A 23,336-nucleotide genomic window follows, 5' to 3' on the forward strand; every position below is an offset into this window, starting at 1 on the left:
CGGCCCGTCCGGCGGTACCAGTCCCGGATCCACCGAAGGTGGTGTAATAGCCAGTGCGGCAGGGATATTGGCTGATACCGCGACCAGTGTGACGGCGGCGGTAACCACCGCCGCCCGTCTCAGTGGCGAATCCACGTGAAGAGCCCTCCCAGGGCCGCCGCCGCAGGCAGCAAGACGATGAACGCGAGCACTTCCACCCATTCCACGGTCAGGCGGATGAACGGCCGGAACCTCATGGCCGGCACCAAAAGCGCTGCGGCCAAACCCAACGCGGCGAAGGTCACCACTGCCAGCACGGGCCACATCAGCCCGGTCATAGCATCTTTCGGCGCGGCGACGGCGTATTTGACCACTCCCGCGCACACCGCAGCGGATGCCCCGCAGACGAGCGCGACGGCCTGATACTTGGCGGCGAATCCGCGTCCCTGGGTGAGGAAGATGCCCACCACCAGTCCGGCGACCACCAGCGCCAGCCACGCCCACGACCGACCTGGAGTCAGCACGCCCCAGACCGAGGCGGGCAGCACGAGGGAGACCCCGACGCACAGGCCAACCTGGACCGCGTTGACCAATCGCGCCGAGGCGGCGATCGCGGCGCCGCGTGCGGTGATGTCGGTCAGTTCGTTGTCCTTGTATTCACATCGTTTTGACCGGTCTCAAGGACCCGTTCAGTAACTAACGAAAGTTTCAAACGCGAAAGTAGTGAGCTGGCACAGGGTGTCGTTGATAAACCCCAATCGCAACTCATGACTCTGCAGTCACAAAGGCACCGTAGTTACCTGGTGAGGTCGCGTCATCGCCATTCATCTAGTCGCGGTCATGATGGCATACGGCCTCGAGTTTGATGCCGAACGGGTCGTACCAAAAGGTGGCGTAATAGTGGCCGGGATATTCCGGGAAATGGCGGGGTGGATGGATGACGGTACCGCCGATTCCAACGATGTGATCGTGGACCGTGTGCACCGACGAGCGGCGCCGCACAATGAACGCCAGGTGCTGTAACCCGGCTTGTTGCGCGCAGTACTGATGAGGCTCGAGGGCCGGATAAAAGAACAGATACGTGCCGGGTTTGTCGTGCGCAGGCCGATAGGAAAACTCGCCGTCAGTATGAAAGAACGGCTCAAAGCCGACAAGCGGCATCAGCGCGTCGTAATACCGTTTTGCGGCTGACAGGTCAGGCACATTGATGCCGAGGTGGCCGAGCATGACTCAGCGTCCCACGGCGGAGGCGCGGTGTGCGCGCCGGCGGCTCGGCACGAGCGGGGCGCCGCTACGCCGGACCTCGCCCATCGCCGGCCAGCCTCAGCAACAGGCGGGTGCCGCCGAGCGGGCTGGTCTGCAATGCCGCTGTGCCGCCGTGCAATTCGGCCTGCTGGGCGACCAGCGCCAAACCCAGCCCCGAGCCCGACCGTGACGCCGTCGTGCCACGGGTGAACCGTTCGAAGACGGTGGCACGTTCGGATTCCGGAACCCCGGTGCCGTCGTCGTCGATCGCGATCTCCACGCCCTCACCGGAACTGCCGACGGTCAGCAGGATCTTGCCGGCATTGCCGTGCTTGACGGCGTTGGCGATCGCGTTGTCGATCACCAGCCGCAATCCGGTGGGCAGCCCGATCATCAGCACCGTCGGCGACGGCACCAGTGACACCTCCACATCGGGGTAGATGCGCAGCGCGTCGTGAGCGGCACGATCCAACAGCTCGGTGATGTCGAACGGGACGAAATCGTCGACGGTGGTCAGTTCCCCCTGCGCCAGCCGCTCCAGCGCGGTCAGGGTGGCTTCGATGCGGCTCTGGGTGCGGATCACGTCGCCGATGACCTCGTGGCGCTGCTCAGGCGGCAGGTCCAGGGTGGACAACACTTCCAGGTTGGTGCGCATGGCGGTCAGCGGCGTGCGAAGTTCATGGGAGGCGACGGCGGCGAAGTCACGGGCCGAGTCCAGCGCGGCCTTGGTGCGCTGCTGTTCCTTGCCGATGCGGGCCAGCATTCCCTCGACCGCTTCGGCGATCTCGACCGCCTCGCGCACACCGCGCACCTGAACCTCGTCGGGACTGGACTGGGCATTGATCGCCCGGGCTTGCTGGGCCAACAGCAGGAACGGGTTGACCATGATCAAGGAGATCACCCAGCCCACCACCACGGTGCCGCCGATCACGCTGGCGCAGATCAACAGCACCCGCAGGTGCAACTCGTTGATCCGATGCTGGGCTTCGGCCAGCGGAGCGGCCAAGGCGATGGAGGCAGGGCCGGCGCTGAAGGTCCGAACGCGGTATTGCACGCCGTTGATCGTGGTGTTGGCGTAGCCGTCGGGAAGTTGGGGCAACACGATGCTGCTGGGCACCGACACGGTCACTCCGCCAATGCGCGCGGTACGCACCAGGTTGCCGTCCGGTGTGGCGCGGTCTGGGCTGTTGCGCTCCGCGTTGTTGAGCAGGCTGCTGATGTCGCCCAGGCTGCTGACCGAATCGAGCCGGCGGTCCAGTTGGCTGTACTGGTCGTTGGTGACGCCCACCCACACCCAGGTGCCCAGCAGGACGACCAGAGTCATCACGGATATGGCGGCAACGATGACGATGGTGCGCAGCGACAGCACCCGCATGGGCAGCTGTACGCGCGGTAGGACGCGAATTGTCAGGCTCCTTCACTTCGCCCGGTCGACACCGCCGATCAAGCGGACCTTGTCAACCAACCTGAGTACAACCCTCACAGCAGTACCGGTCCGGCGCGATCAAGCGCCGTGGCGTTTCGCAAGAATTTAACGCTAACCGGATTGCCGGCTGCTCCGTGACCTGGCAGGACCACCCTGATTTTGGCGTGACCAGGGTGAGTGAGTACTCTCTCACCATGCTCACTGAGCCTGGTCGGGGACGCGAGCGGCTGCTGTCCGCAGCGTTGCGGCTCTTTGCCGCCAAGGGTTACACGGCGACATCGGTGGCTGACATTCAGCGGGAATCGGGCCTGGCGCCGGGCTCGGGGGCGCTCTACAAGCACTTCGGCTCCAAGCGCGAGCTGCTCGAGGCCGCGGTCGCACACCGGATCGACAGCATCGTGGCCGCGCGCGAGCAATACGACGCGGGGCAACCGGGCAGCGTTGAGCGCGCGGTGCGCATCGCCGGCCAACTGATCTGGAGCAACCTCAAACAAAGCGAGGATCTGCTCAAGGTCATGCTGCGCGAGCCCGACGAGCTCGGCGATCTCGACGAGAAGACCTGGCAGGTCATCACCGACAACGCCTACCAGCGCTTCGCCGACGAACTGGCCGCGTCGAATCGGTCCGGGCGCACCAGCATTCCGGACCCCGAAGCGGCCGCGGCCGTCGCGATCGGGTCGCTGTCCTATGCCGCGACGCTGCAAGCACTGACCGGTCGCCTGCCCGGCAACACCGATGAGGAACGGTATTTCGAGGCGTGGGTCAATCAAACGGTCAGCGTCCTGGCCCAATACGCAAATCCTCGAAACCCTTTGTACACCAACGATTCAGGAGCAGAGTTGTGACGTTTTCACTGCAACCGTCCGACGACGTGATAGAAATCCGCGATTGGGTGCACCAATTCGCGGCCGATGTTGTCCGCCCCGCCGCCGCCGAATGGGACGAGCGCGAGGAAACTCCGTGGCCGGTGATCCAGGAGGCCGCGAAGGTGGGGCTGTACTCCCCCGACCTGTTCGCTCAGCAGGCGGCCGAGCCCACCGGCCTGGGCATGCTGACGGTGTTCGAGGAGCTGTTCTGGGGTGACGCGGGTATCGCGCTGTCCATCATGGGCACCGGTCTGGCCGCGGCGGCGTTGGCGGGCAACGGCACTCCCGAGCAGTTGGGTCGTTGGCTGCCCGAGATGTTCGGCACCGCCGACGAACCCAAGCTGGGTGCGTTCTGTTCGTCGGAACCCGATGCGGGCTCCGACGTCGGCGCCATCCGCACCCGGGCGCGCTATGACGAGGCGACCGGGGAATGGGTTCTCAACGGCACCAAGACCTGGGCGACCAACGGCGGCATCGCCAACGTGCACATCGTGGTGGCGTCGGTCTATCCCGAACTCGGCGCCCGCGGGCAGGCGACCTTCATCATTCCGTCCGGCGTCAAGGGGCTGGCCCAGGGCCAGAAGTTCAAGAAGCACGGCATCCGCGCTTCGCACACCGCCGAAGTGGTGCTCGACGACGTCCGGTTGCCCGAGGACCACATCCTCGGTGGCCGGGAGAAATTTGAGGCGCGGATCGCCCGCGTCAAATCCGGTGCCTCCGCTCGGGGACAGGCCGCTTTGAAGACCTTCGAGCGCACCCGGCCCACGGTCGGCGCGATGGCTGTCGGGGTGGCCCGGGCCGCCTATGAGTACGCCCTCGAATACGCCTGCCAGCGTGAGCAATTCGGCCGCAAGATCGGCGAGTTCCAGGCGGTGGCGTTCAAGCTCGCCGACATGAAGAGCCGTATCGACGCGGCCCGATTGCTGGTGTGGCGGGCCGGCTGGATGGCGCGCAACAACCTCAACTTCGACTCGGCGGAGGGCTCGATGGCCAAGCTGGTGGCCAGCGAAACCGCCGTCTATGTCACCGACGAGGCGATCCAGATCCTGGGCGGCAACGGCTACACCCGCGACTATCCCGTCGAGCGGATGCACCGCGACGCGAAGATCTTCACGATCTTCGAGGGCACCAGCGAGATCCAGCGCCTGGTGATCTCCCGGGCGCTGACCGGCTTGCCGATCCGGTAGCGGGCACACAGTTCGGTTGCCTGCAAGGGGGGACCGCACCCATCCAGTGGCGGCACGCGACATGATGACCGGATGACCACCGAGATCCGGGTTCTCGACGCCGAGGACGACCTGCTTTCCGCGGCCCGACTGTTTCGCACCGCGATGGTGGGTTTGCCGCCCATGTCGAACCTGCCGCCCGGCCAGATCACCAAGCTGCGCGACCCGGGCCGCACTGTCGGCGCATTCGTCGACGGACAACTCGTCGGCACCGCGGACGCGGTCACGAGCAGCCTGACCCTTCCCGGCGGGGCCACCGTGAGCCACGCCGCCGTCACCCATATCGGGGTGCTGCCGTCATTCACTCGACGCGGAATCGCCACCGAACTGGTCCGGCACCAGCTGCACGACTTCGCGACACGCGGCGAGGTGGTCGCGTCGTTGCGGGCCTCGGAGGCCACGATCTACGAGCGGTACGGCTACGGCGTAGCGAGTTACGCACAAAGCGTGGAGATCACGGTCGCGCGGGCAAGGTTTCGGCCCGACGTCGGACTGGGTGGTCCGGTGCGACTGCTCGACGCCGGCGAAGTGTGGGAGATCTTGCCCCGGATCTATGACGCCAATCGTCCCTCCCGTCCGGGCACCATCGACCGGCCCGGCGTGTGGTGGGAGAGCGTGCGGCTTCGCACCGAATCATCGCCCGGAGCTTGGTACGTCGCGGTGCACGGTGAACCGGGCGCCGAGTCGGGGTTCGCCCGCTACCGGCCCGTCAACACCGAGAACTGGTTCGCCAGCGATCAGCGCTCCATCGTGGTCGAGGATTTCTTCGCCCCCAGCGCGGACGCGTATCTCGGGTTGCTGCGGTTTCTGCTCGGCCTGGATCTCGTTCATCGAGTGATGTTTTGGATGCTGCCCTTCGACGACGCGCTGCCCTGGCTGTTCGCTGATCGCCGCGCGGCAAAGACCACCGCGGTGCACGACGAAACGTGGCTGCGTGTCATCGACGTACAACGTGCGCTGACAGCGCGTTCCTATGCCGGCGCCGGGTCCGTCACGATCGCGGTGAATGACCCTGTGCTACAGGCTAATTCAGCCAGCTTCACGATCACCGCCGACGGTGCCGAACCGACGACGCGGCGTGCCGAGCTTCATGTCGGGATCGACGGGCTGGGTGCCGCGCTGCTTGGCGGCACCAGCTGGCGCAGGCTGGCCGCGGCCGGGCTGGCCCGCGCCGCCGATCCGGCGACGCTGGACGTGGCCGATCAACTGTTCGCGGTGCCCGAAGCACCCCATGCCGGAACCTTCTTCTGACTCGAACCCGCGTCAACGGCTCGGGGCAGACCTCTGCATCGCCAGCCGTACACCGGCCACCACCAGGTCGGGCTGGTGTATCTGGATGAAGTGGTCGCTGCCGGTCGCGATCATGTGTGGGGCCTGCGGCCGCAGCGCAATCAGATCCGACGACGCCTCTCTCCACACCTCTTCCAGTTTGGCGCCCTGTTCGGGCGACACGGTGCCCGGGATCGCGAACGGTTCGGTCCTGGTCAGCACGACGGTGGGAACGGGCGGCAACGGCGCCGCGCCAACCTGTTCGACGCTCTTGTCGATGTCGATCACCTCGAACGACGCCGAATCCGCGAACTGAGGCAACGGCCGGTCTAAAGCCTGGCGATAAGCCGGCCAGTCCGATCCCATCAGCCTCGGTATCTCGACGGGGAAGGCATCGACGAACGCCAGTGCCCGCACCTGTTCGGGATAGGTCTGCGCGTACAACCGGATGAACAGACCGCCCAACGAGTGGCCGACCATGACGTACGGACCCGGAACGCGTGCCGCGGCGAGTAATGCATGCAAATCCTGGATGACGTCCTGCGCAGTGCGTGGCATCGCAGCCGGTGAACTGCGATCGGTGATGTTGGGCGGATCGGGATAGCGCAGCGTGCCTGGCCGGTCGTAGGCGCAGACGCGGTGGTCGGCGGCCAGGGCCGGCAGCACCGCCGGGCCTGTTGCCGGGGCGGCGGCTTCGGAGTGGTTCCACGGATCCGACGCGTTGTGATATCCGGACTCCAAAACGACTGTCGGCCCGCCCTTTCCGTGGCATTCAAGATAAAGATGCCGCCCGTTGCCGATCTCGATCGGGCCTGCGAAATCACCACTTGCGCCTGCCCCCGGCGTCGTGCGGTTGTGGGCACATCCCATCAGGGCAACCAGCAGCACGACGATCGACAGACATCGACGGGCAACCGTGGCGGTGCACGACGAATGCGCCGCGCTATTCCCGATCTCCCCAACTGCCCGCATCGCGTTATTGTGCGGCTAAGCCGGCCGTGGTGGAAGCATGCTGGGCGCTGTTCGCGCGCCGCGTCTTTGGCGCGGTTGGTCAACCTACCCGCGCCGCCGCGCGATCCGGGTCTCCACGGCACCCAAGATCCCGTCGGTGAGCTTGCCCAAGCCCGCCAGCAGCACGATGGCCAGCAGCATCACATCGGTGCGGCCGGAGTTTTGACTATCGATCAGAAGGAACCCGAGCCCCTTCGAGGAAGCGATCAGCTCGGCCGCCACCACGAAAAGCCACGCGTTCGCCAGCCCCAGCCGAAGCCCGTTCACCAGCTCCGGGGCCGCGGCGGGCAGCATCACCGTCGTCAACAGCGAGGCGCCGTGCCGACCGTAGGCCCGTCCCACCTCCAGCAGTTGGGGGTCGACGTGCGAGAGCGCCGATGCCGTGGTGGTGTAGATCGGAAAAAACGCGCCGATCGCGACCATGAGAATCTTCGGGGTCTCGTCGATACCAAACCATAAGAGCAGCAACGGAACCCACGCCAGGGACGGCACCGTGCGGAAGGCGGCGACGGTCGGCGCCAGTAACCTGCGCACGGTAACCGACAGCCCGACGAGTGAACCCAGCGCGAGCGCCGCCGCCGCACCGGCCAGGTAGCCCACCGCAACCCGGGTGCCACTCGCTTCCAGGTGGGTCCACAGTTCGCCGTGCCGGAGCAGTCCGCCCAGTGCGGTGACGACGTCGATGGGAGGCGGAAGCTGGCTCGGGGAGAAATACCCGGTGACGGCCGTCGCGAGCTGCCAGATGACCAGCAGCAGCACCGGGACAATCAGCCCGACAAGCCCGGGCGGTAATTGCCTCCGGCGGCCGGGCCGCGACGTCAGTGCGCCTGCTGAGCGAACTTCGGCTCGAACAGGGTGTTCAGTGCGCTGCGACCGGCGTCGTCCGATTTGATGTCGCCGTCGGCCACCGCCAGTGGCTCGACCCTGGTCAGCACCGTGCGCAGCCAGTCCCCCGGCACCGGGTCGATGTCCAATGCCGTGCGCTGCAGCTCCTCTTGGGCCACGCTCAGCGTCACCTTCGCCTGCGAGGCCAGCAATGCCGCCAGCTCGCCCGGGTGCGTCTTTGCCCACTTCCGGGCCTCCTCATAGGTATTGACCACCAACTGGACGGATTCCGGATGGGCGGTGATGAAGTCCTCGCGAGCGTTGAGTACACCGCCGGAATTGAACTCCGGGTTGTGGTAGATGATGCGCGAACCTTGCTGCTGAATCGTCTGCGCCATGAACGGGTCCAGCCCCGACCACGCGTCGACATCGCCGCGCTCCAGGGCGGTTTTGCCATCGGCGTGCTGCAGGTTGACGATTTCGATGTCGCTCGCCGAAAGGCCGGCCGTCGAAAGTGCTTGCAACAAGAAGAAATAAGGGTCGGTCCCCTTGGTGACGGCGACCTTTTTGCCCTTCAAGTCGGCTACGGAGTTGATGGGCGAGTTCTTGGCGACAACCAGAGCCGTCCACTCGCCCCTGGCGTAGACGTCAACGACCTTGATCGGTGTGCCGTTGGCCCGCGCCAACAATGCGGGGGAACCGCCGGTGGAGCCGAGGTCCAGTGCCTTCGACCGCAGTCCCTCGTTGGCCTTGTTACTGCCTTGCGAAAGTACCCAGGTGACGTGATAGCCCTGCTTTTCCAGCAGATGCTGATCACGTATCACCAGACTCAGCGGGTTGTAGTACGCGTAGTCCAGGTGCAGGTCCTTGGTCGCCGCGGTGCCGCCACTCGAACCACAGGCGGACACCACGCCGACCGTGGCGATAGCGGCCATTGTCGTCAAATACCGTCGTTTCACGACGTTTTCGCCTCCTCTTCGATGGCATACGGCAGGCTGTCACCGCCGCGTCGGGGGACACCGAGTTCGTCCAACAACTGGTCGCGCAGGGCCGTGACACGCGGATCTCCGCGGTCCCGCGGTTTGGGAATCGCGACGTCGAATTCGGCCGCGATACTTGCGCCGCCGGTTATCTCGGCCCGCAGGATCAGCACCCGGTCGGCGAGAATCACCGCCTCGTCCACGTCGTGCGTCACCAAAACCGTGGTGGTGCCGGCTTCTTGCTGCACCGTGTCGAGCAGGTCCTGCATCCGTAACCGGGTCAGCGCGTCGAGCGCAGCCAGCGGTTCGTCGAGCAGCAGCACTCTGGGACGCCGCGCCAGGGCCCGAGCCAGGCCGGCTCGTTGCGCCATACCGCCGGAAACCTGTCGCGGGTAATGATCGCGAAATTTGGTCAGTCCGACGACATCAAGCCAGTGCTGCACTGCCGCAGACCCTTTCGATTGCGGCGTGCCCGGTGCCAGGCCGAACTCGACGTTGGCCGACAGCGACCGCCAGGGCAGCAGGCGAGGTTCTTGGAACACCACGGCGCAGCGCGGGTCGATGCCCCGGACGGACTCACCGTCGATCTCGATCCGCCCCTCGGTGGGACCGTCCAGCCCGGCGATGAGTCGCAGCAGTGTCGACTTCCCGCTGCCCGAAGATCCCAACAGAGCGACCACCTCGCCCGGTTCGATCTCAATGTCGACGTCGTGCAACACCGTGTGTGGTCCGAACGTACGGTTGACGCCGCGAAGTGAGACGCGTGCCGGCGCAGGGTTGCTCGTTGTCACCCGCGCAGCCTAGGGACGCCCTGGGCTGGTCACCAGGTTTGAGTTGATCATGATTGAAATCCCTGCCCTATTGCGCCCGCACGAATCCTGCGCCGACTGCCGGGTTGGTCCCCGCATCGCGCAGCACCGCGCTCGCCGCATCCGGTTGCACCGCTGCATCAGGCAGCGTGGCAGTCGGTATTGCCTTGATGCGGTAGAGAAAGTCGGTAGCCGTCTTGATCAGCTCGGCGCTTTCGCCGATGGGAGCGAACGGAAGACGCAACCGGATTCCTTCGGGACTGCCGCCTTGCTCGACGGACCACTTGCGGTAGAGCGAATCGCGGAGGTCGGCCGCGGAGTAGCCCTCGGTCTGGCTATGTGCGATGCGCACGATCTCGTCTGCATTGGCCGGGTTTGAGAGGAAACGCTGCGCGTCGAGTTCTGCTTTGAGCCAGCTCTTGGCAATGTCGGGATGCTTGTCGGTGAACTCCTTGTCCATCACCAGAAATCCGCCGTCGTGCTGGCCGGTCAGTGCACCGCTGGCCACGCGCTTGGCCAATCCCGCGTTGATCAACTTCGACGGTACGGGCTCCCACACGATGGCGGCGTCGATGGTGTGATTCTGAAAGCTCGAGGTGATCACCTCGATGCTTTGGTTGAGGTATGCGGCGGGCTTGACGCCCAAGGCACCGAACGTCGCCTGGGCGATGCGATCCGTGCAGCTTCCCTGCGGCGTGGCAACAGTCTTGCCGTTGAACCAGGTGAGGGCGTCGCGTTGATTGGCGAAGTTGGGTGCGTCCGGTCGCACCACAAATACGCCGCATTGGTCTTCGGAAAGTCCCAGTGTCGCAACGATCCGCAAATCTCGGGTGCTTCGTTTGCTCACACCGACGATCGAGGGCATGTCGCCCACGTACCCGATCTGTTGCTTGCCGGCCAGCAACTGGCTGACGACGATCGATCCCTGCAGGCCCACCTGAAAGTCCACCGTCGAGCCGCTTGGCAGGTATTTCTTCCAGAATTCCTTGCGCCGCATGACCACTCCAGACCACGCCTCGGTGTAGTAGGGCTGATAGCCGACAGTGAGATGCACCGCCCCGCCACCGGAGACGATGTCGTTCCCCCCGATATGACCGACAGCCGCGCAGCCGACAGCGGTCAGCATCGTCGTCAGGGCGACGGCGAGTGTGTGTTTCAGGCGCATCCGCATCTTTCTGTCTGGGGCCCTGGCCCGGGCCATCTTCAGGTGGCCACCGGCAAGTCGGTCGTGCCGGCGGGCCGCAGCAGGTCCATGGCGCGGTGTTTGATGTCTTGCAGACGGTCGTCGTTCAGCAGATCGGCCCGCAGCCGAGGTCGGGACATCTCGATCGAGAACTCCTCGCGCACCCGGGCCGGACGCCCGGTCATCACCAGCAGGCGATCCGCCAGGAGCAGCGCCTCATCGACATCTGTGGTGATGAACAGCACGGTACGTCGTTGTTCGGCAAGCAGTTCGGCGGTGTACTCCTGCATCAATTCTCGGGTCATTGCGTCCAACCCCCGAAACGGTTCGTCGAGTATCAGAACCGCGGGTTCGTTGATCAGGGCGCGCGCCAATTCGGCGCGACGGCGCATCCCCCCGGAGAGTTCTCCTGGATAGCGATCGACGAAGTCGGCCAGCCCCACCCGGGAAAGGATGGCGTCCGCACGCCGCCGGGCTTCACGGCCGCCCTCACCGCGCGCACGCGGCCCGAACATGACGTTCTCGGCTGTGGTCAGCCATGGCATCAGTGCGTTTTCTTGGAACAACAGCAGGCGTTCGGCCGACGGTCCGTTCGCCTGGACGCCATCGACGGCGATGAACCCACTTGTGGGGTGGTGGTATCCGGCCAGTAGGTAGCCGATGGTCGTCTTGCCGCCACCCGAGGGTCCGATCATCGCGACGATCTCGCCGGGCGCCACAACAAACGAGCAGTCGTCGACGACTTTCAGGTTTTCCCGACCCTTTCGGATGTGAAAGGACACATGATCGAAAGCGACGGCGCCGGCGCGGCTGTCGGTCATGACGCGACCCGCCGCCACGGCATCAGGCGGTTCCCCAGCGCACGCACCAAACCGCTGGACAGGTAACCCGCGATGCCCAGGCTGATCATCGCCACCACCACCCGCGGTAAGTTGTTGCCCTGATACGCATTCCAGACCAGAAAACCCAGGCCGCCGTCGCCGGATTGCTGGCCGCCGCCGGAGATCAGCTCGGCGGCAACGACGACCTCCCATGTGATGCCCATACCGACAGCCGCGCCGGTCACCAGCGACGGCAGCAGCGCGGGTATCAACACTCTGCGGAAGACGTAAGTGCGACTTGCACCCATCGACCGCGCGGCCAACACGTGCCGGCGGTCGATCTCTTCGGCACCACCGACGGTGTTCAGCACGATCGGGAAAAGCGCACCGAGGAAGGTGACAAAGGTGATGGACAATTCCTGGGTCGGCCAGAAAATGATGGCGATCGGCACCCAGGCAAGTGGCGGGATCGGCCGCAACGATTCGAACACCGGAAACACCATGCGTTTGAACCAGGGCCGGGTCGCCATCAGCAGGCCTAATCCCCCACCAATTATCAATGCCAGGACGAAGCCGGCCAGCACCCGTTGGAAGGACAGCGACCAACTGTTCCAATACCCCGGGCTGACAAGAAGTTTCACAAAGTCGACGGCGACAGCCGATGGTGGAGGCAACCCGGCGACCAACGGGACGCCGATGCCGGTCCAATCGTCGAGCCGGGTGGTGAGCTCCCAGACCACGGTGAAGATCACGACGCCGACCACACCCCTTTTCAGGGCCGTGGCGTCGGAGTTGTCGGTGCGACGCAATAGCGTTGTCATTGCACCATCTCCCGCTCACCCGCGTTGAACGCACGCTTGGCTTCGTCGCGGACCGCTTCCGCGACCTCGCCGACCAGTTCGCGGAAGTAGGGTGTTGTGATCAGGCCGCGGTCCCGCGGGCGATCGAGGTTGATGTCGATCGTGGTCTTGGCTCGGCCGGGGCGCGTCGTCATGACCGTCACACGACTGCCCAGGTACACCGCTTCTTCGATGTCGTGGGTGATGAAAAGCACTGTGACCGCTGACTTGTCGTAGATCTGCAGCAGCGCATCATGCATCGCCGATCGGGAGATGGCGTCCATTCCGCGGAAGGGCTCGTCGAGTAGAAGCACAGCGGGCTCCAGCGCAAGGGCACGCAGAATCTCGACGCGCCGTTGCAGACCGCTGGATAGCTCGCCGGGGTAGCTACCGGCGATATCGCCCAGGCCGACCGCATGCAAGCGCTCCAGCGCGAGGCAGCGCGCGTCGCGGCGGTTCATTCGCCGCTGTGCGACCAGGCCATAGCCGACGTTGTCGGCCACGGTGTACCACGGAAAAAGTGTGCTGTCCTGAAATACGACGACCCGGTCGGGCCCTATCGCGGCGGTGGCTTGCGTTGGACCGCAGAGTATTTGCCCGTCCAATTCGATGCGTCCCGAGGTGATGCCGGTGAAACCGGCGATCGCACCGAGCAGGGTGCTCTTTCCGCAACCCGAGGGCCCGACGATGACGTGCAAGTCGCCGGCGGCGATGTCAAGGTTGAAATCCTCGACCGCTGCTACCGCAGCGCCCGTGGTCCGGTACTCCTTGCTGACAGCGTCCAGGACCAGATTGCCCCGGCTCATGATCCGATGCTCCGGTACGCCATCAACCGGGCGCCGACAAGTCGAATCAAAGCGCTACTGGCAAACCCGATCACACCCAGAGTGATCATCGCAATCACGATGGTCGGATAGCGGGTGGTCGTGTACGAGGCGTTGATGAGGTACCCGAGACCGAATTGGCCGGCGATCATCTCCCCGGCAACCAGCGAGAACCACGCCACCCCCATGCCGATCTGCAGGCCGGTGAAGATGTACGGCAGCGACCCCGGAATCACCACGGTGCGCAACACCTCGCGGGGACCGGCCCCGAGGCATCGCGCCGCCCGGATCAGGTTCTGATCGATCGAATGGACGCCGAGCAGAGTGTTCAACGTAACCGCGTAGAACGCGGCTAGGTAGGTCAGGAAGATGACCGAGCCCTCCCTGGTGTGAAACATCAGCATTGCCAAGGGAACCCAAGCAAGGATGGGGATGGGTCGGATCAATTCGAAGACAGGAAAGGCGTATTGGCGGAATCGAGAAGACCACCCCAGCAATAGGCCCAATGGTATGCCGGTGGCCAGTGCCGCCGTGAAAGCGATGGCAACCCGCCGCACACTTGCCCAAATGTGCTGGTAATAGGACGCGGTGAACACCGATGTGCCGTACGCCGGGTTCGGGCTGACCCATTCCCGGATCACCTCGGTCGGACCCGGTATGCCGCGAAACCTTGGCAACGCCAAGCTGTCGACGGTCAGATACCAGCAGCCGATGAACAAGGCGAAGCCGAGCAGCGCCAGCGGAATCGCGGACGACCGTTTCCGGCGGTGCTTCGTCAGCGTCGCGACTTCGGTATCCCGGGCGGCGGTCAAGGAGATCGGCTGGGTAGAAAGGGCGCTCACGAGCTACCTTTCTAGGAGGACAGCGCCTCGCGGTTGGAGTCTGGAGCGAATGACTCGAACAGCCAGCGGGGCATCGCAGGACAATCGGTGTCATCATTTCCGCACCGATGTCGGGGCGCAAGAATATTGATCGCCTTGACCCGAACTGCTTCACCACAAGATTTCTCGCTGTGGCTGTGTGCGCGCCTGCGGTCGCGCGACTAAAACGCGCGCAGCCGGCTCACAGTCGGGAGCCGGCTGCGCACTTCGGCACTGCGGCGTCAGCCGTGCGGCGCCTCAGAGATCTTCGTGTCCGGTTTGCCGAGTGTTTGGCAGTACGTCATCACCGAGAGCCGCGTTGCGGATATCTCGACATTGGTCGGATCGGCACCATTCTTGTCTTTGAGCATCTTGCTGACTTCGTCGTTCTGCTTCTTCTCATCCTGCGAGGTGAAGTCTTTGCACTTTGTGTCGCCGCCGGTGTTGACGATCTGTGAGGCCGAACACGCGCTGGACAGCAAGACGGAGACCGCGATCGTGGCTGCCGCAATATACTTCATCATTTGCCTTCCTTGGTGCGAGTAGTGGTATCAGTACACCAAATCGCCTGATTTCAAACCCGGAAGAACGATCCGAACCCGCCGCGGGCGTGTTTGCAGGCCGGTGATCTGCCGGGTGAATTAAGTGCCTAGCGCGGTGCTATTCCGTTCAGCGGGAATAACCGCCCAGGTGACGTTGCGTTCTACCATCGGCGGTCGGCCGCATGTGCACCTTGGGTTTGGGAGGGGAGAAGCCTAGTGACCTCGTCGAATGTGCGCACCGGCCACGAGGGCAGGGCCCGCACGGGGGGCGGGCCGGCCGCAACACAGGCGCTGTTTGTCAGCGTGTTGGCCCTGCTGCTGGCGACGGGATGGGTCGCGAATCATTTCGTCGGGTTGATGCCGGTGATCAGCAGTAGTCAACACCTCAGCACCGCCACCCTCGACGGGATCTTCGGTATCTACGCGCTGGGGCTGCTGCCCGGATTGCTGATCGGCGGTCGGTCGTCGGATGCGCTCGGGCGCCGGTCGGTGGCGTTGGCAGGCTCGGCGGCCGCCCTATTGGGAACGGTGGCGATGCTGCTCTCCCAACACACGGATGCATTGCTGCTGGGCCGCCTGATCGTCGGCGTCGGCGTGGGCCTCGCCATCAGCTCGTGCACCGCATGGGCCTCCGATCTGAGGGGACCCGCCGGTGCCGCGACCGCCGGAGCGGTCCTCACAGCCGGCTTCGCCCTCGGACCATTCGCCGGAGGGTTCATCGCCTTTGCCGGGCGATCCGCCATTCGGGTTTCGTTCGGTGTCGCCGCCGTCCTTGTCGTACTGGCAGCGTTCGCCGTCATCGTCGCGGCCGGGCGCGTCAACGTGACCGGACCGGCAGCACACCGTGCCCCGGATGCGGCGGCACCCGTAGCCCACGGCGTCGGCCGGGCCTTGAGTTGGGCGATGCCGCTCGCGCCGTGGGTATACGCCTCGGCGACACTGGGATTCGTCACCATCCCCACCCGGTTACACACCGCACTCGCGGCTCCGATGGCGGCGGGCACGGCGACCCTGGTCGTCAACGGCGTCAGCGGCATCGTCCAAGTACTGGCCCGCACGCTTCGGTGGGGGCCGCAAGCCGGTACCGCCGGGGCGGTGATGGCCGCGGTCGGCTACGCGGTGGCCGCGACGGCACCGCCGTCGCTGACGCCCTCGTTGGGCCTACCGCTGCTTGTGGTCCTCGGATGTGCGTCGGGACTATGCCTGCGCGAAGGCCTAATTGACCTGGAGGCCGCCGCGCCGCCGCACCTGCGCGGTGCGCTGACCGGAGTCTTCTACGTCGTCACCTACGTCGGCTTTGCCTTGCCGCTGATCTTGGCCACCGTCGGCTCCGCCGTCTCGATGGTGATTCTTTCGGTGATGGCGGTGCTGGCGGCGCTGACGGCGGTCGCAAGAGCGGTGCGGTTACGACGAGATAGTCACCGCCAGAATTAATTCGGACTCATCCAGCGCTGTTGATCACACCAGGTCGCGCAACGTCTCGATCAGCTTGATTCGCTCAGCCGCGGTGGACGCGATGGGTGCCACATTGAGGGTGGTTACCCCCGCCTCGCGGAATGCCGCCAGGCGGTCCTTGACGAACTCGCGGGTTCCGATCAGGTTGACATCGCGCACCAGGTCGTCGGGCACCACCTTGGCGGCACCGTCTTTGTCACCGGCCAGGTAGAGCTCTTGAATCCGTTCGGCTTCTGGGCCGTAGCCGTACTTGGTGGCCAACGCGTGATAGAAGTTCTTACCCTTGGCGCCCATGCCGCCGATGTACAACGCCAGGTGCGGTTTGACGAATTCCCTTAGCGGATCCACGTTTTCGCCAATGGCCAGGACCGGGCCGGCATAGATGTCGAGCTCACCCAACTCGGGGTCGCGCTTGGCCCGGCCGGCGGCCAGCGACGATCCCCACACGTCCTCTGCCTTCTCAGGTAGATAGAAGATCGGTTGCCAGCCCTCGGCGATCTCGGCTGCCAGTTCGACGTTTTTGGGCCCCAGCGCGGCGACGAGTATCGGAATGCGCTCTCGGACAGGCCGATTGATCAGCTTGAGCGGTTTGCCTAGCCCGGTGCCCTGGTCGGCGGGCAGCGGGATGGTGTAGTACTTGCCTTCGTGTTGCACGGTTTCGCGTCGCCACACCTGGCGGCAGATGTCGATGACTTCACGAGTCCGGCCGATCGGCGCGTCGTAGGGGACGCCGTGGAATCCCTCGATGACCTGCGGACCAGAGGCGCCCAGACCGAGGGTGAACCGGCCGTCGGACACATAGTCCAGGCCGGCCGCGGTCATCGCGGTCAGGGTGGGTGTCCGGGTGTAGAGCTGCAAAATGCCCGAGGCCAGTTCGACCCGTTGGGTGCTGGCGGCCAAATAGCCCAGTGCGCTCACCGCATCGAACGAATACGCCTCCGGGACAAAGACAATGTCGAGTCCGGCGCGTTCCAGGTCGGCCACTTCGCCGGCCACGTCCTTGAAACCGCCGGCATAGTTGACGCTCAATCCAATCCGCATGGTCATTACTTCTACGCGGTACCGGGTTGGTTGGCCAATTCGAGTGCTTCCTGTTGGATACGCGCGAATTGAGCACCCATCGCCTCGGACAATGCGGTTGCGCCCGACAGCGGCCGCACCATCACCATGAAGTCGTCGATGAGACCGTCGTCATTGAAGTGCAGGAAATCGCATCCGGTGATCTTCACCCCCGGCGCCCCGGCTATCCCGGTCTCGAATACCAAGGCGTGGTCGCGCCCGCCTTGGTCGTGGATCTCGCGGATGTAGTGGAAGTCCTCGAAGATCCGTAACACACCGCGCAGGATGGCAGCGGTGATCGGCTTGCCGACATAAGGCTTGAACGCCACCGGGCTGGTGAAAACCACGGTGTCGGCCAGCATCGCCTGGATGCCCTTCTCGTCACGCTCTTCGACGGCTTTACGGAACGGGTGCATCGGCAACCTCGCATAGTCAACTTGTTGAGTAGGTGTGCTCGACGCTAGGGCGCCGGCCACCCGATGTCCAGAGTGCGATTAATCACTTTGTTGATTAATCGCATCGTTGTACCATCGACCGATGTCACTGCGCGACGCGGTGTTGGCCGCCCTGCTGGAGGGCGAATCGTCCGGATACGACCTGGCCAAAGACTTCGACGCTTCCGTCGCAAACTTCTGGCCGGCCACTCCGCAGCAGCTGTACCGCGAGCTCGACCGGCTCGCGGCGCAAGGTCTCATCCAGGCCCGGATCGTTCATCAGGAACGCCGGCCCAATAAACGCATGTTCTCGCTGACCGAGGCCGGATGTGACGCGATCCGGCAGTTCACCGCGAAGGCGCCGAGGCCATCGGTCATCCGCGACGAGTTGCTGATCAAAGTCCAGGCCGCCGACGCCGGCGACACTGCGGCCGTCCGCGAATCCATTCGTGAACGACTGCAATGGGCGAGCGCCAAAGTGCAACGCTACCAACGATTGCGGATGCGAATGCTGGATGGCCGCAGCGAAGAGCAGTACCTGGTCGAGACCGAACGAGTCGGCCCCTACTTGACCCTGATGCGCGGAATCTCGTTCGAAGAGGAGAACATTCGTTGGGCCGAACATGCGCTGACCATCATCGAGCGCCGCCTATCGGCCGGCGCCTCGCCGCCACGGCGCCGCCGCACGGCTAGTCGCCGGTGAGTTCGTCGGCGCACGGCGGTTCAGGGTTGGCGGACCGCGGTGAAGAACTTGGTGCGCATCAACCGATCAAAGACCGTCGGTAACTCGTGGAAGGGCCGGCCGTATTCGGTCGCCGCCTTGTCCACCAGGTTCACACCGATGACACGCCAATGCCGTTGGGCCAGAAAGTCTTTGGTGTCCATGCGGGGATCGTCGTACCAGAGTTCGGCGACCGGCGGGTGTCCGGTATCTTGGCTGATGGTGGGAACGTTGCCGGCGAATTCCCGCACTTCGCCCGGCGCCGGTCCCAACTCGGCGGCCAGGTGGCTTCCCGGAGCCGAGAGCTCGTGCAGCTTTTCGAACAGCGCATCCTGCGCGGCCCCGGGCAGGTACGGCAGCAATCCCTCGAGCGCCCAGGCGGTCGGTTGCCTTGGGTCGAAGCCGGCCGCAATGAGTTCGCCCGCCCAGTCGTCGCGTAGATCGGTGGCTACGGTCACGCGGCGCGTCGACGGCACGGCACCCCGCTGGTCGAGGACCTGCTGCTTGAACTCGAGCACTCGCGGCTGATCGACTTCGAAAACCGTGTGGCCGGTGGGCCAGTCCAGTCGGTACGCCCGAGAATCCAATCCGGCCGCCAAGATGACGGCCTGGCGCGTTCCGGAGCGGTTGGCGCCGGCGAAGAAATCGTCGAAGAACCGTGTCCGCACGCCCACCCACTGTGCGTTGAAGGCCGCGGTGCTGCTCATATCCGCGTTATCAACCGCCGCAATCAGATTCGGCTCACCGGCGGCCGCGACGAAGCCGGCGGCAAAATCGTCGTTGGCCAGCGGCGGCTGCAGCTCGGCATCGAGGGCACGAGCCGCACACACGGCCAACGCGGTGAAGCCGACACTTGTCACGATGTCCCAGGTATCGCCGGCGCTTCGGGCCACAACAGCCTCCCATCAAGTCATCAACTGCGGGGTTAAAAGAACTCGTTCGCACTGCTAACGATATAGTACGCCGGCTCCACTCGCTCCCGGGCCGCGGTTCGCGCGTCGGTTCCCAGCAGCTGTCGCGGTTGCGCCGTCCACGCGGCGATAGCCTGAGGCATGACCGATTACCGCGCGCCCTCGACCGGCCAGGCACTACGCGCCGTGCTGTTCGATACCTTTGGAACAGTCGTCGACTGGCGATCCGGAATTTCCGCCTCGGTGCGCGTATTCGCGCAACGCCACGGCATCAGCCTCGACCCGGATGCGTTCGCGCTGGAATGGCGCAGTCGGTACGCGCCCTCGATGTCCGAGATCCGTTCGGGCCACCGAGGATTCGTGTCGCTGGACGTGCTGCATCGGGAGAACCTCCTCGCATCATTGGAGAAGTTCGGCGTCGCTACCGAAGCGCTCCCCGGCGACGAGGTGGAGGCACTCGCCAGGTCGTGGCGCTGGCTGCCTCCGTGGCCGGACAGTGTCGACGGAATCGCGGCCATGAAGCGACACGTCATCGTCGGGCCACTGTCCAACGGCAACACCGGACTGCTGGTCGATATGGCGAAGTACGCTGGCCTGCCATGGGACGTGGTACTCGGTTCCGATGTCAGCAAGGCCTACAAGCCCGACCCGCAGGCCTACCAGACACCCGCGCGTCTGCTGGGATTGGAACCCGGGGAAGTGATGCTGGTCGCGGCGCACCCCTCCGACCTTGAGGCGGCCCAAAAGAGCGGCCTGGCCACCGGTTTCGTTGCGCGGCCGCAGGAATACGGATCGGGCCAAACACCAGATCTCGAACCTGCGGGCGCCTGGGACGTCTCGGGCACATCACTGAGCGAATTGGCCGGCGTGTTATTCGGCGCTCTGCGTCCACAGTGAGGTAAGTGCCACCAGTGGTAAATGGGTCACGGCGGAATGGTTTCGATCCGGCTGCGTCGATGCGGTTGCCGCCGGCGGAAGCGCCTAAACATGCCGTGAGACTTCGCGTTTCACTCTGGTAGACCGGCACATGCCGCGATAGCGAGTCCAACCGCCCTGCTTCGCGCTGCCCACCGCTTTAGAGTGACTGCGCCACAGCCCGGCGCCGGACAGGAGACCACCATGCCCTTACCGACAGATGAGAAGCTGCTGGACCTCAGCGACAAGATACTGGCGACATTCGCGAAGATCTTCGGCGAACATCCCGGGATCCGTCCCGCCCACGGCAAAGGCACTCTGCTCAATGGAACCTTTACACCCACCGCCGGTGCGTCCAGTCTGTCGATAGCTCCACATTTCCAGCAGCCCTCGACGCCCGTCGTGGTGCGCTTCTCCGACTCGACCGGGTTGCCGAATATTCCGGACACCGATCCGAACAGTCTCCCCAAGGGAATCGCGATTCGATTTGTCTTGGACGTGCACGAGCACACCGACGTCATTGCCCATTCGGCTGATGCGTTCCCCGCTCGTACCGGTGAGGAATTCCTCGAATTCTTAGAGGCGCTGGCCACCAGCGACCCGGCCAATCCGGCAGGTTCACCAGTGGAAGCCTTCCTTGGCGCGCACCGGCGGCGCTGCGCTTTGTGCAGCCGAGACCATTCCCGTCCAGCTTTGCAAGCGAAGCGTATTTCGGCGTGAGTGCGCTGAAGTTCACCAATGCGGCAGGCGAGAGCAGGTTCGGTCGCTACCGCATCACACCCGAAGCGGGAACCGAGTACATCAACGAGTCCGATCTGCAGTCCAAGGACGACGATTACCTGTTCGCCGAGATCGCCGACCGCATTGCGGCCCGGCCGGTGCGCTTCACCTTGGCCGTCCAGCTCGCTGACGACGGCGACGTGGTCGACGACGCCACCATTGGCTGGCCATCGGATCGAGAAATCAGAGAACTCGGCACCGTTCAGTTGACCACTCCGGTGGCGGACGTCGCCGCAGAACAGAAGCACATTATCTTCGACCCGATCCCGCGGGTGGCGGGAATCGAGCCGTCCGATGATCCGCTGCTCGAGTTGCGCGCGGCGCTGTATTTGATCAGTGGGCGCAGGCGTCGTAAGGCCTAACCGCCGGGCTTGGGTAGGAGCCTCGAGGGGAATGGGAAACGCGGCAACTGAGTTGTCTAAACAATGACACTTTCTGGAGGCCCAGATGCAGGAGCCGAGCGCACCCGTTCGAGAATCCTTTGAGCACTGAGAACTTGCCGCAGGGTGCACCATGAAATTTCTGCTGATAACGCTCATCACTCACGTTCCCGACCCGGTTTTTGGACAGAAGACGAGCGCGGCCGAGCGGCTGCGTGATGTCCTCGATAAAGCCGTGCTCGCCGAGGAACTCGGTTTCGACGGGTTTGCGGTGGGTGAGCGTCACGAGGATCCGTTCATCTCGTCCTCGCCGCCGGTGGTGCTCAGCAACATTGCGGCGCGCACCTCCAAAATTGCTCTGTTCACCGGGGTTACCACGCTGAGCCTGCTCGATCCGGTTCGCGCCTTCGAGGACTATTCGACGCTCGACAATCTGTCCGATGGGCGGCTCGAACTGATCATCGGCAAGGGCAATGGTCCCGCGCAGGCCGAACTGTTTCAAGTGACCTCTGAGGATCAGTGGGACCGCAATCGCGAAGGCTACGAACTGTTTCGCCTGCTCTGGGAAAGTGACAACGTGACGTGGTCAGGGCGGTTCCGGCCGCCACTGGTCAACGCGAAGACACTTCCCCGCCCGCTGCAGCGCCGAATTAGGATCTGGCATGGCAGCGCAACCAGTAAGGACTCCGTCGACCTCGCAGCTCGGCACGGTGATCCGATCTTTTCCGCCAATGTCAGCAATCCGATCGAACCGTATGCCGAGCTGGTCCGTCACTATCGGCGGCGGTGGGAGTACTACGGTCGCCGAGCCGAAGACGCCCTCGTCGGTGCCGGAACTGCCGGCTTTTACATCACTCGGACCTCACAGGAAGCAGTGGACGCCTATCGCCCGATGTTCGAGGCACGCCTGAAGTTCGCGCGCCGAACCGGCCTTCCGGTGGTGTTCGAATCCATCGAAGACTTCGTCGAGCGAAGCTCGGCATTGGTGGGTAGTCCCGCGCAGGCGATCGACAAGGTCGGGCGCTACCACGAGCAACTCGGGCACGAAGTGATGCACCTGACTGCCGATGCCGACGGCGTGACCCGCGATCAACAGCGTCGCAGCCTCGAGCTGTTCCAGTCCGAGGTGGCCCCCGTTCTTCGTGAGCACATTCCGAGCCGACCGCTCATTGCGCAATCGGCCCTCAAAGCGGTTGCGCGATAGCTACTGCCACGCGAAAACCGGTTGTTCCAGCCGGTCGACCGGATCGTGCCGGCCTTCCAGGCACAACCACCGCAGCTGCAGCAGGACCGCGCCGGTCGGCGCATGAATCAGGTCTCCGCCCAACGGGATTTGGACGACCGGTCGTGAGCTCTCCGGGATGGTGATGAAGCGCGGCGAATCGTCACGTTGCAGTTGGTGTAAACCCACCCGGTACACCGCGACCACCTCGTCGGGAGACGGACGCGGGTCCAGCCGGCCGCCGCCCCAGATCACCACCGGGGTGATGACGTATCCGGACCTGGTCGGGTAATCGTCGAGCAGACCCAATACGGTCTCCTCAAGCAACTCGATGCCGACCTCTTCGCGCAATTCCCGCAACGCCGCCTCGACGGCGGTCTCGCCCGGGTCGACCCGACCGCCGGGAAGTGCCCACTGCGCCGCATGTGAGGTAAGTCGGGATGCCCTGCGGCACAGCAGGAACGCCGCGCCGCCTGAGACGTCGACCATGCGTCCGTCAAGCCCTGCCCCGGGCAGTTCCCGCCCGGCGTTCCAGTCGTCCACCGGTGCTGGGTCGACCCTGTCCTCCCCGGGCTCGGAGTCGACGAGCAATACCGCGACGGCGGCGTGCCGCTTTCTCGGGTCGGTCACCGTGCGGCGGTCGTGGCCGGCCAGATTCTTCCGGATCCGCTCACGCAACGGCTGGTCATAGGGGATGGTCACTTCTCGAGCCTAGGCTGAAGCGCTGTTGGTACCGCACGGCGATCCGCCAAAA

At 64.6% G+C, this 23,336-nt stretch carries 25 protein-coding genes and 1 pseudogene; 9 read left to right on the forward strand and 17 right to left on the reverse strand.

From position 1 onward, the window contains the following. Positions 1-119: 119 nt before the first annotated feature. The 3 genes and pseudogenes from eccD to A5625_RS24460 all read right to left on the reverse strand — a co-directional run. Positions 120-632: pseudogene (gene eccD, locus A5625_RS24450) on the reverse strand (type VII secretion integral membrane protein EccD); the annotation flags it as partial. Positions 633-807: 175 nt separating this feature from the next. Next, the gene (locus A5625_RS24455) at positions 808-1,206 is read right to left on the reverse strand and encodes a VOC family protein (RefSeq protein ID WP_067000328.1); all 399 of its coding nucleotides are present in this window, start codon (positions 1,204-1,206) and stop codon (positions 808-810) included. A gap of 64 nt (positions 1,207-1,270) precedes the next feature. After that, entirely contained in the window at positions 1,271-2,599 is a 1,329-nt protein-coding gene (locus tag A5625_RS24460; protein ID WP_067000331.1) for a HAMP domain-containing sensor histidine kinase, read from the reverse strand. 245 nt (positions 2,600-2,844) lie between these two features. Between A5625_RS24460 and A5625_RS24465 the strand changes: the two genes are divergently transcribed. From A5625_RS24465 to A5625_RS24475, 3 genes are all read left to right on the forward strand, one after another. Continuing rightward, a complete protein-coding gene (locus tag A5625_RS24465; RefSeq protein WP_067000334.1) occupies positions 2,845-3,495 on the forward strand; it encodes a TetR/AcrR family transcriptional regulator in 651 nt (216 codons plus the stop codon). After that, a complete protein-coding gene (locus tag A5625_RS24470) occupies positions 3,492-4,703 on the forward strand; it encodes an acyl-CoA dehydrogenase family protein (protein WP_067000337.1) in 1,212 nt (403 codons plus the stop codon). Before A5625_RS24465 ends, A5625_RS24470 begins: the two co-directional genes overlap by 4 nt. Before the next feature lie 72 nt (positions 4,704-4,775). After that, complete coding sequence (locus tag A5625_RS24475; RefSeq protein ID WP_067000341.1) at positions 4,776-5,993, forward strand: GNAT family N-acetyltransferase; 1,218 nt, start codon at positions 4,776-4,778, stop codon at positions 5,991-5,993. A 12-nt stretch (positions 5,994-6,005) separates the two neighbouring features. On the opposite strand, the gene A5625_RS24480 is transcribed toward A5625_RS24475, so the two are convergent. From A5625_RS24480 to A5625_RS24525, 10 genes are all read right to left on the reverse strand, one after another. Continuing rightward, the gene (locus A5625_RS24480) at positions 6,006-6,983 is read right to left on the reverse strand and encodes an alpha/beta fold hydrolase (RefSeq protein ID WP_082984540.1); all 978 of its coding nucleotides are present in this window, start codon (positions 6,981-6,983) and stop codon (positions 6,006-6,008) included. Between the two features lie 84 nt (positions 6,984-7,067). Further along, on the reverse strand, positions 7,068-7,781 hold the full coding sequence (locus A5625_RS24485; RefSeq protein ID WP_067000347.1) for an ABC transporter permease: 714 nt from the start codon (positions 7,779-7,781) through the stop codon (positions 7,068-7,070). A gap of 59 nt (positions 7,782-7,840) precedes the next feature. Further along, positions 7,841-8,806, reverse strand: a complete 966-nt coding sequence (locus A5625_RS24490; protein ID WP_067000350.1) for an aliphatic sulfonate ABC transporter substrate-binding protein — start codon at positions 8,804-8,806, stop codon at positions 7,841-7,843. Beyond that, positions 8,803-9,618: an ABC transporter ATP-binding protein gene (locus tag A5625_RS24495; RefSeq protein WP_067000353.1), complete on the reverse strand. Its 816-nt coding sequence runs from the start codon at positions 9,616-9,618 to the stop codon at positions 8,803-8,805. Before A5625_RS24495 ends, A5625_RS24490 begins: the two co-directional genes overlap by 4 nt. A 67-nt stretch (positions 9,619-9,685) precedes the next feature. Further along, the gene (locus A5625_RS24500; RefSeq protein WP_067000417.1) at positions 9,686-10,801 is read right to left on the reverse strand and encodes an ABC transporter substrate-binding protein; all 1,116 of its coding nucleotides are present in this window, start codon (positions 10,799-10,801) and stop codon (positions 9,686-9,688) included. A 38-nt stretch (positions 10,802-10,839) separates the two neighbouring features. After that, entirely contained in the window at positions 10,840-11,640 is an 801-nt protein-coding gene (locus tag A5625_RS24505) for an ABC transporter ATP-binding protein (protein WP_232003812.1), read from the reverse strand. After that, on the reverse strand, positions 11,637-12,461 hold the full coding sequence (locus A5625_RS24510; RefSeq protein ID WP_067000358.1) for an ABC transporter permease: 825 nt from the start codon (positions 12,459-12,461) through the stop codon (positions 11,637-11,639). Before A5625_RS24510 ends, A5625_RS24505 begins: the two co-directional genes overlap by 4 nt. Continuing rightward, entirely contained in the window at positions 12,458-13,285 is an 828-nt protein-coding gene (locus A5625_RS24515) for an ABC transporter ATP-binding protein (RefSeq protein ID WP_067000361.1), read from the reverse strand. The genes A5625_RS24510 and A5625_RS24515 overlap by 4 nt, the downstream gene beginning before the upstream one ends. Beyond that, positions 13,282-14,145, reverse strand: coding sequence for an ABC transporter permease (locus A5625_RS24520; protein ID WP_082984541.1), 864 nt, complete (start codon positions 14,143-14,145; stop codon positions 13,282-13,284). Before A5625_RS24520 ends, A5625_RS24515 begins: the two co-directional genes overlap by 4 nt. A gap of 260 nt (positions 14,146-14,405) precedes the next feature. Further along, on the reverse strand, positions 14,406-14,687 hold the full coding sequence (locus tag A5625_RS24525) for a hypothetical protein (protein ID WP_067000364.1): 282 nt from the start codon (positions 14,685-14,687) through the stop codon (positions 14,406-14,408). A gap of 234 nt (positions 14,688-14,921) precedes the next feature. On the opposite strand from A5625_RS24525, the gene A5625_RS24530 reads away from it, so the two are divergent. Beyond that, a complete protein-coding gene (locus tag A5625_RS24530) occupies positions 14,922-16,139 on the forward strand; it encodes an MFS transporter (protein ID WP_067000367.1) in 1,218 nt (405 codons plus the stop codon). Between the two features lie 24 nt (positions 16,140-16,163). On the opposite strand, the gene A5625_RS24535 is transcribed toward A5625_RS24530, so the two are convergent. Continuing rightward, a complete protein-coding gene (locus tag A5625_RS24535) occupies positions 16,164-17,201 on the reverse strand; it encodes an LLM class F420-dependent oxidoreductase (RefSeq protein ID WP_067000422.1) in 1,038 nt (345 codons plus the stop codon). Between the two features lie 11 nt (positions 17,202-17,212). Beyond that, positions 17,213-17,635, reverse strand: coding sequence for a nuclear transport factor 2 family protein (locus tag A5625_RS24540; protein ID WP_067000370.1), 423 nt, complete (start codon positions 17,633-17,635; stop codon positions 17,213-17,215). Between the two features lie 121 nt (positions 17,636-17,756). Between A5625_RS24540 and A5625_RS24545 the strand changes: the two genes are divergently transcribed. Continuing rightward, complete coding sequence (locus A5625_RS24545; protein WP_067000373.1) at positions 17,757-18,356, forward strand: PadR family transcriptional regulator; 600 nt, start codon at positions 17,757-17,759, stop codon at positions 18,354-18,356. Between the two features lie 20 nt (positions 18,357-18,376). On the opposite strand, the gene A5625_RS24550 is transcribed toward A5625_RS24545, so the two are convergent. Then, complete coding sequence (locus A5625_RS24550) at positions 18,377-19,267, reverse strand: SAM-dependent methyltransferase (protein WP_067000376.1); 891 nt, start codon at positions 19,265-19,267, stop codon at positions 18,377-18,379. A 159-nt stretch (positions 19,268-19,426) separates the two neighbouring features. On the opposite strand from A5625_RS24550, the gene A5625_RS24555 reads away from it, so the two are divergent. The 4 genes from A5625_RS24555 to A5625_RS24565 all read left to right on the forward strand — a co-directional run bounded on the left by A5625_RS24555 (position 19,427) and on the right by A5625_RS24565 (position 22,564). Further along, positions 19,427-20,182 (forward strand): haloacid dehalogenase type II, encoded by a 756-nt coding sequence (locus tag A5625_RS24555; protein WP_067000379.1) that lies wholly within the window; start codon positions 19,427-19,429, stop codon positions 20,180-20,182. Between the two features lie 183 nt (positions 20,183-20,365). Then, positions 20,366-20,920 carry a catalase gene (locus tag A5625_RS30495; RefSeq protein ID WP_255398032.1) on the forward strand — a complete coding sequence of 185 codons (555 nt, stop codon included), beginning with the start codon at positions 20,366-20,368 and terminating at the stop codon, positions 20,918-20,920. Continuing rightward, complete coding sequence (locus tag A5625_RS30500; RefSeq protein ID WP_255398033.1) at positions 20,917-21,342, forward strand: catalase; 426 nt, start codon at positions 20,917-20,919, stop codon at positions 21,340-21,342. Before A5625_RS30495 ends, A5625_RS30500 begins: the two co-directional genes overlap by 4 nt. A gap of 151 nt (positions 21,343-21,493) precedes the next feature. Then, positions 21,494-22,564, forward strand: coding sequence for an LLM class flavin-dependent oxidoreductase (locus A5625_RS24565; protein ID WP_067000382.1), 1,071 nt, complete (start codon positions 21,494-21,496; stop codon positions 22,562-22,564). Here A5625_RS24565 and A5625_RS24570 read toward each other — a convergent pair whose 3' ends face one another. After that, a complete protein-coding gene (locus A5625_RS24570) occupies positions 22,565-23,284 on the reverse strand; it encodes a CoA pyrophosphatase (RefSeq protein WP_067000385.1) in 720 nt (239 codons plus the stop codon). Between the last annotated feature and the right edge of the window lie 52 nt (positions 23,285-23,336).

Origin of the sequence: Mycobacterium sp. 1465703.0 (assembly GCF_001672975.1) — a bacterium.
Classification (GTDB): Bacteria; Actinomycetota; Actinomycetes; order Mycobacteriales; family Mycobacteriaceae; genus Mycobacterium.

Coding starts and splice junctions, on each gene's coding strand:
- A5625_RS24465 (WP_067000334.1), top strand. CDS start 2,845: ATGCTCACTGAGCCTGGTCGGGGACGCGAGCGGCTGCTGTCCGCAGCG.
- A5625_RS24460 (WP_067000331.1), bottom strand. CDS start 2,599: ATGCGGGTGCTGTCGCTGCGCACCATCGTCATCGTTGCCGCCATATCC.
- A5625_RS24500 (WP_067000417.1), bottom strand. CDS start 10,801: ATGCGCCTGAAACACACACTCGCCGTCGCCCTGACGACGATGCTGACC.
- A5625_RS24555 (WP_067000379.1), top strand. CDS start 19,427: ATGACCGATTACCGCGCGCCCTCGACCGGCCAGGCACTACGCGCCGTG.
- A5625_RS24510 (WP_067000358.1), bottom strand. CDS start 12,461: ATGACAACGCTATTGCGTCGCACCGACAACTCCGACGCCACGGCCCTG.
- A5625_RS24540 (WP_067000370.1), bottom strand. CDS start 17,635: ATGCACCCGTTCCGTAAAGCCGTCGAAGAGCGTGACGAGAAGGGCATC.
- A5625_RS24455 (WP_067000328.1), bottom strand. CDS start 1,206: ATGCTCGGCCACCTCGGCATCAATGTGCCTGACCTGTCAGCCGCAAAA.
- A5625_RS24475 (WP_067000341.1), top strand. CDS start 4,776: ATGACCACCGAGATCCGGGTTCTCGACGCCGAGGACGACCTGCTTTCC.
- A5625_RS24525 (WP_067000364.1), bottom strand. CDS start 14,687: ATGATGAAGTATATTGCGGCAGCCACGATCGCGGTCTCCGTCTTGCTG.
- A5625_RS24480 (WP_082984540.1), bottom strand. CDS start 6,983: ATGCGGGCAGTTGGGGAGATCGGGAATAGCGCGGCGCATTCGTCGTGC.
- A5625_RS24505 (WP_232003812.1), bottom strand. CDS start 11,640: ATGACCGACAGCCGCGCCGGCGCCGTCGCTTTCGATCATGTGTCCTTT.
- A5625_RS24565 (WP_067000382.1), top strand. CDS start 21,494: ATGAAATTTCTGCTGATAACGCTCATCACTCACGTTCCCGACCCGGTT.
- A5625_RS24535 (WP_067000422.1), bottom strand. CDS start 17,201: ATGCGGATTGGATTGAGCGTCAACTATGCCGGCGGTTTCAAGGACGTG.
- A5625_RS24515 (WP_067000361.1), bottom strand. CDS start 13,285: ATGAGCCGGGGCAATCTGGTCCTGGACGCTGTCAGCAAGGAGTACCGG.
- A5625_RS24545 (WP_067000373.1), top strand. CDS start 17,757: ATGTCACTGCGCGACGCGGTGTTGGCCGCCCTGCTGGAGGGCGAATCG.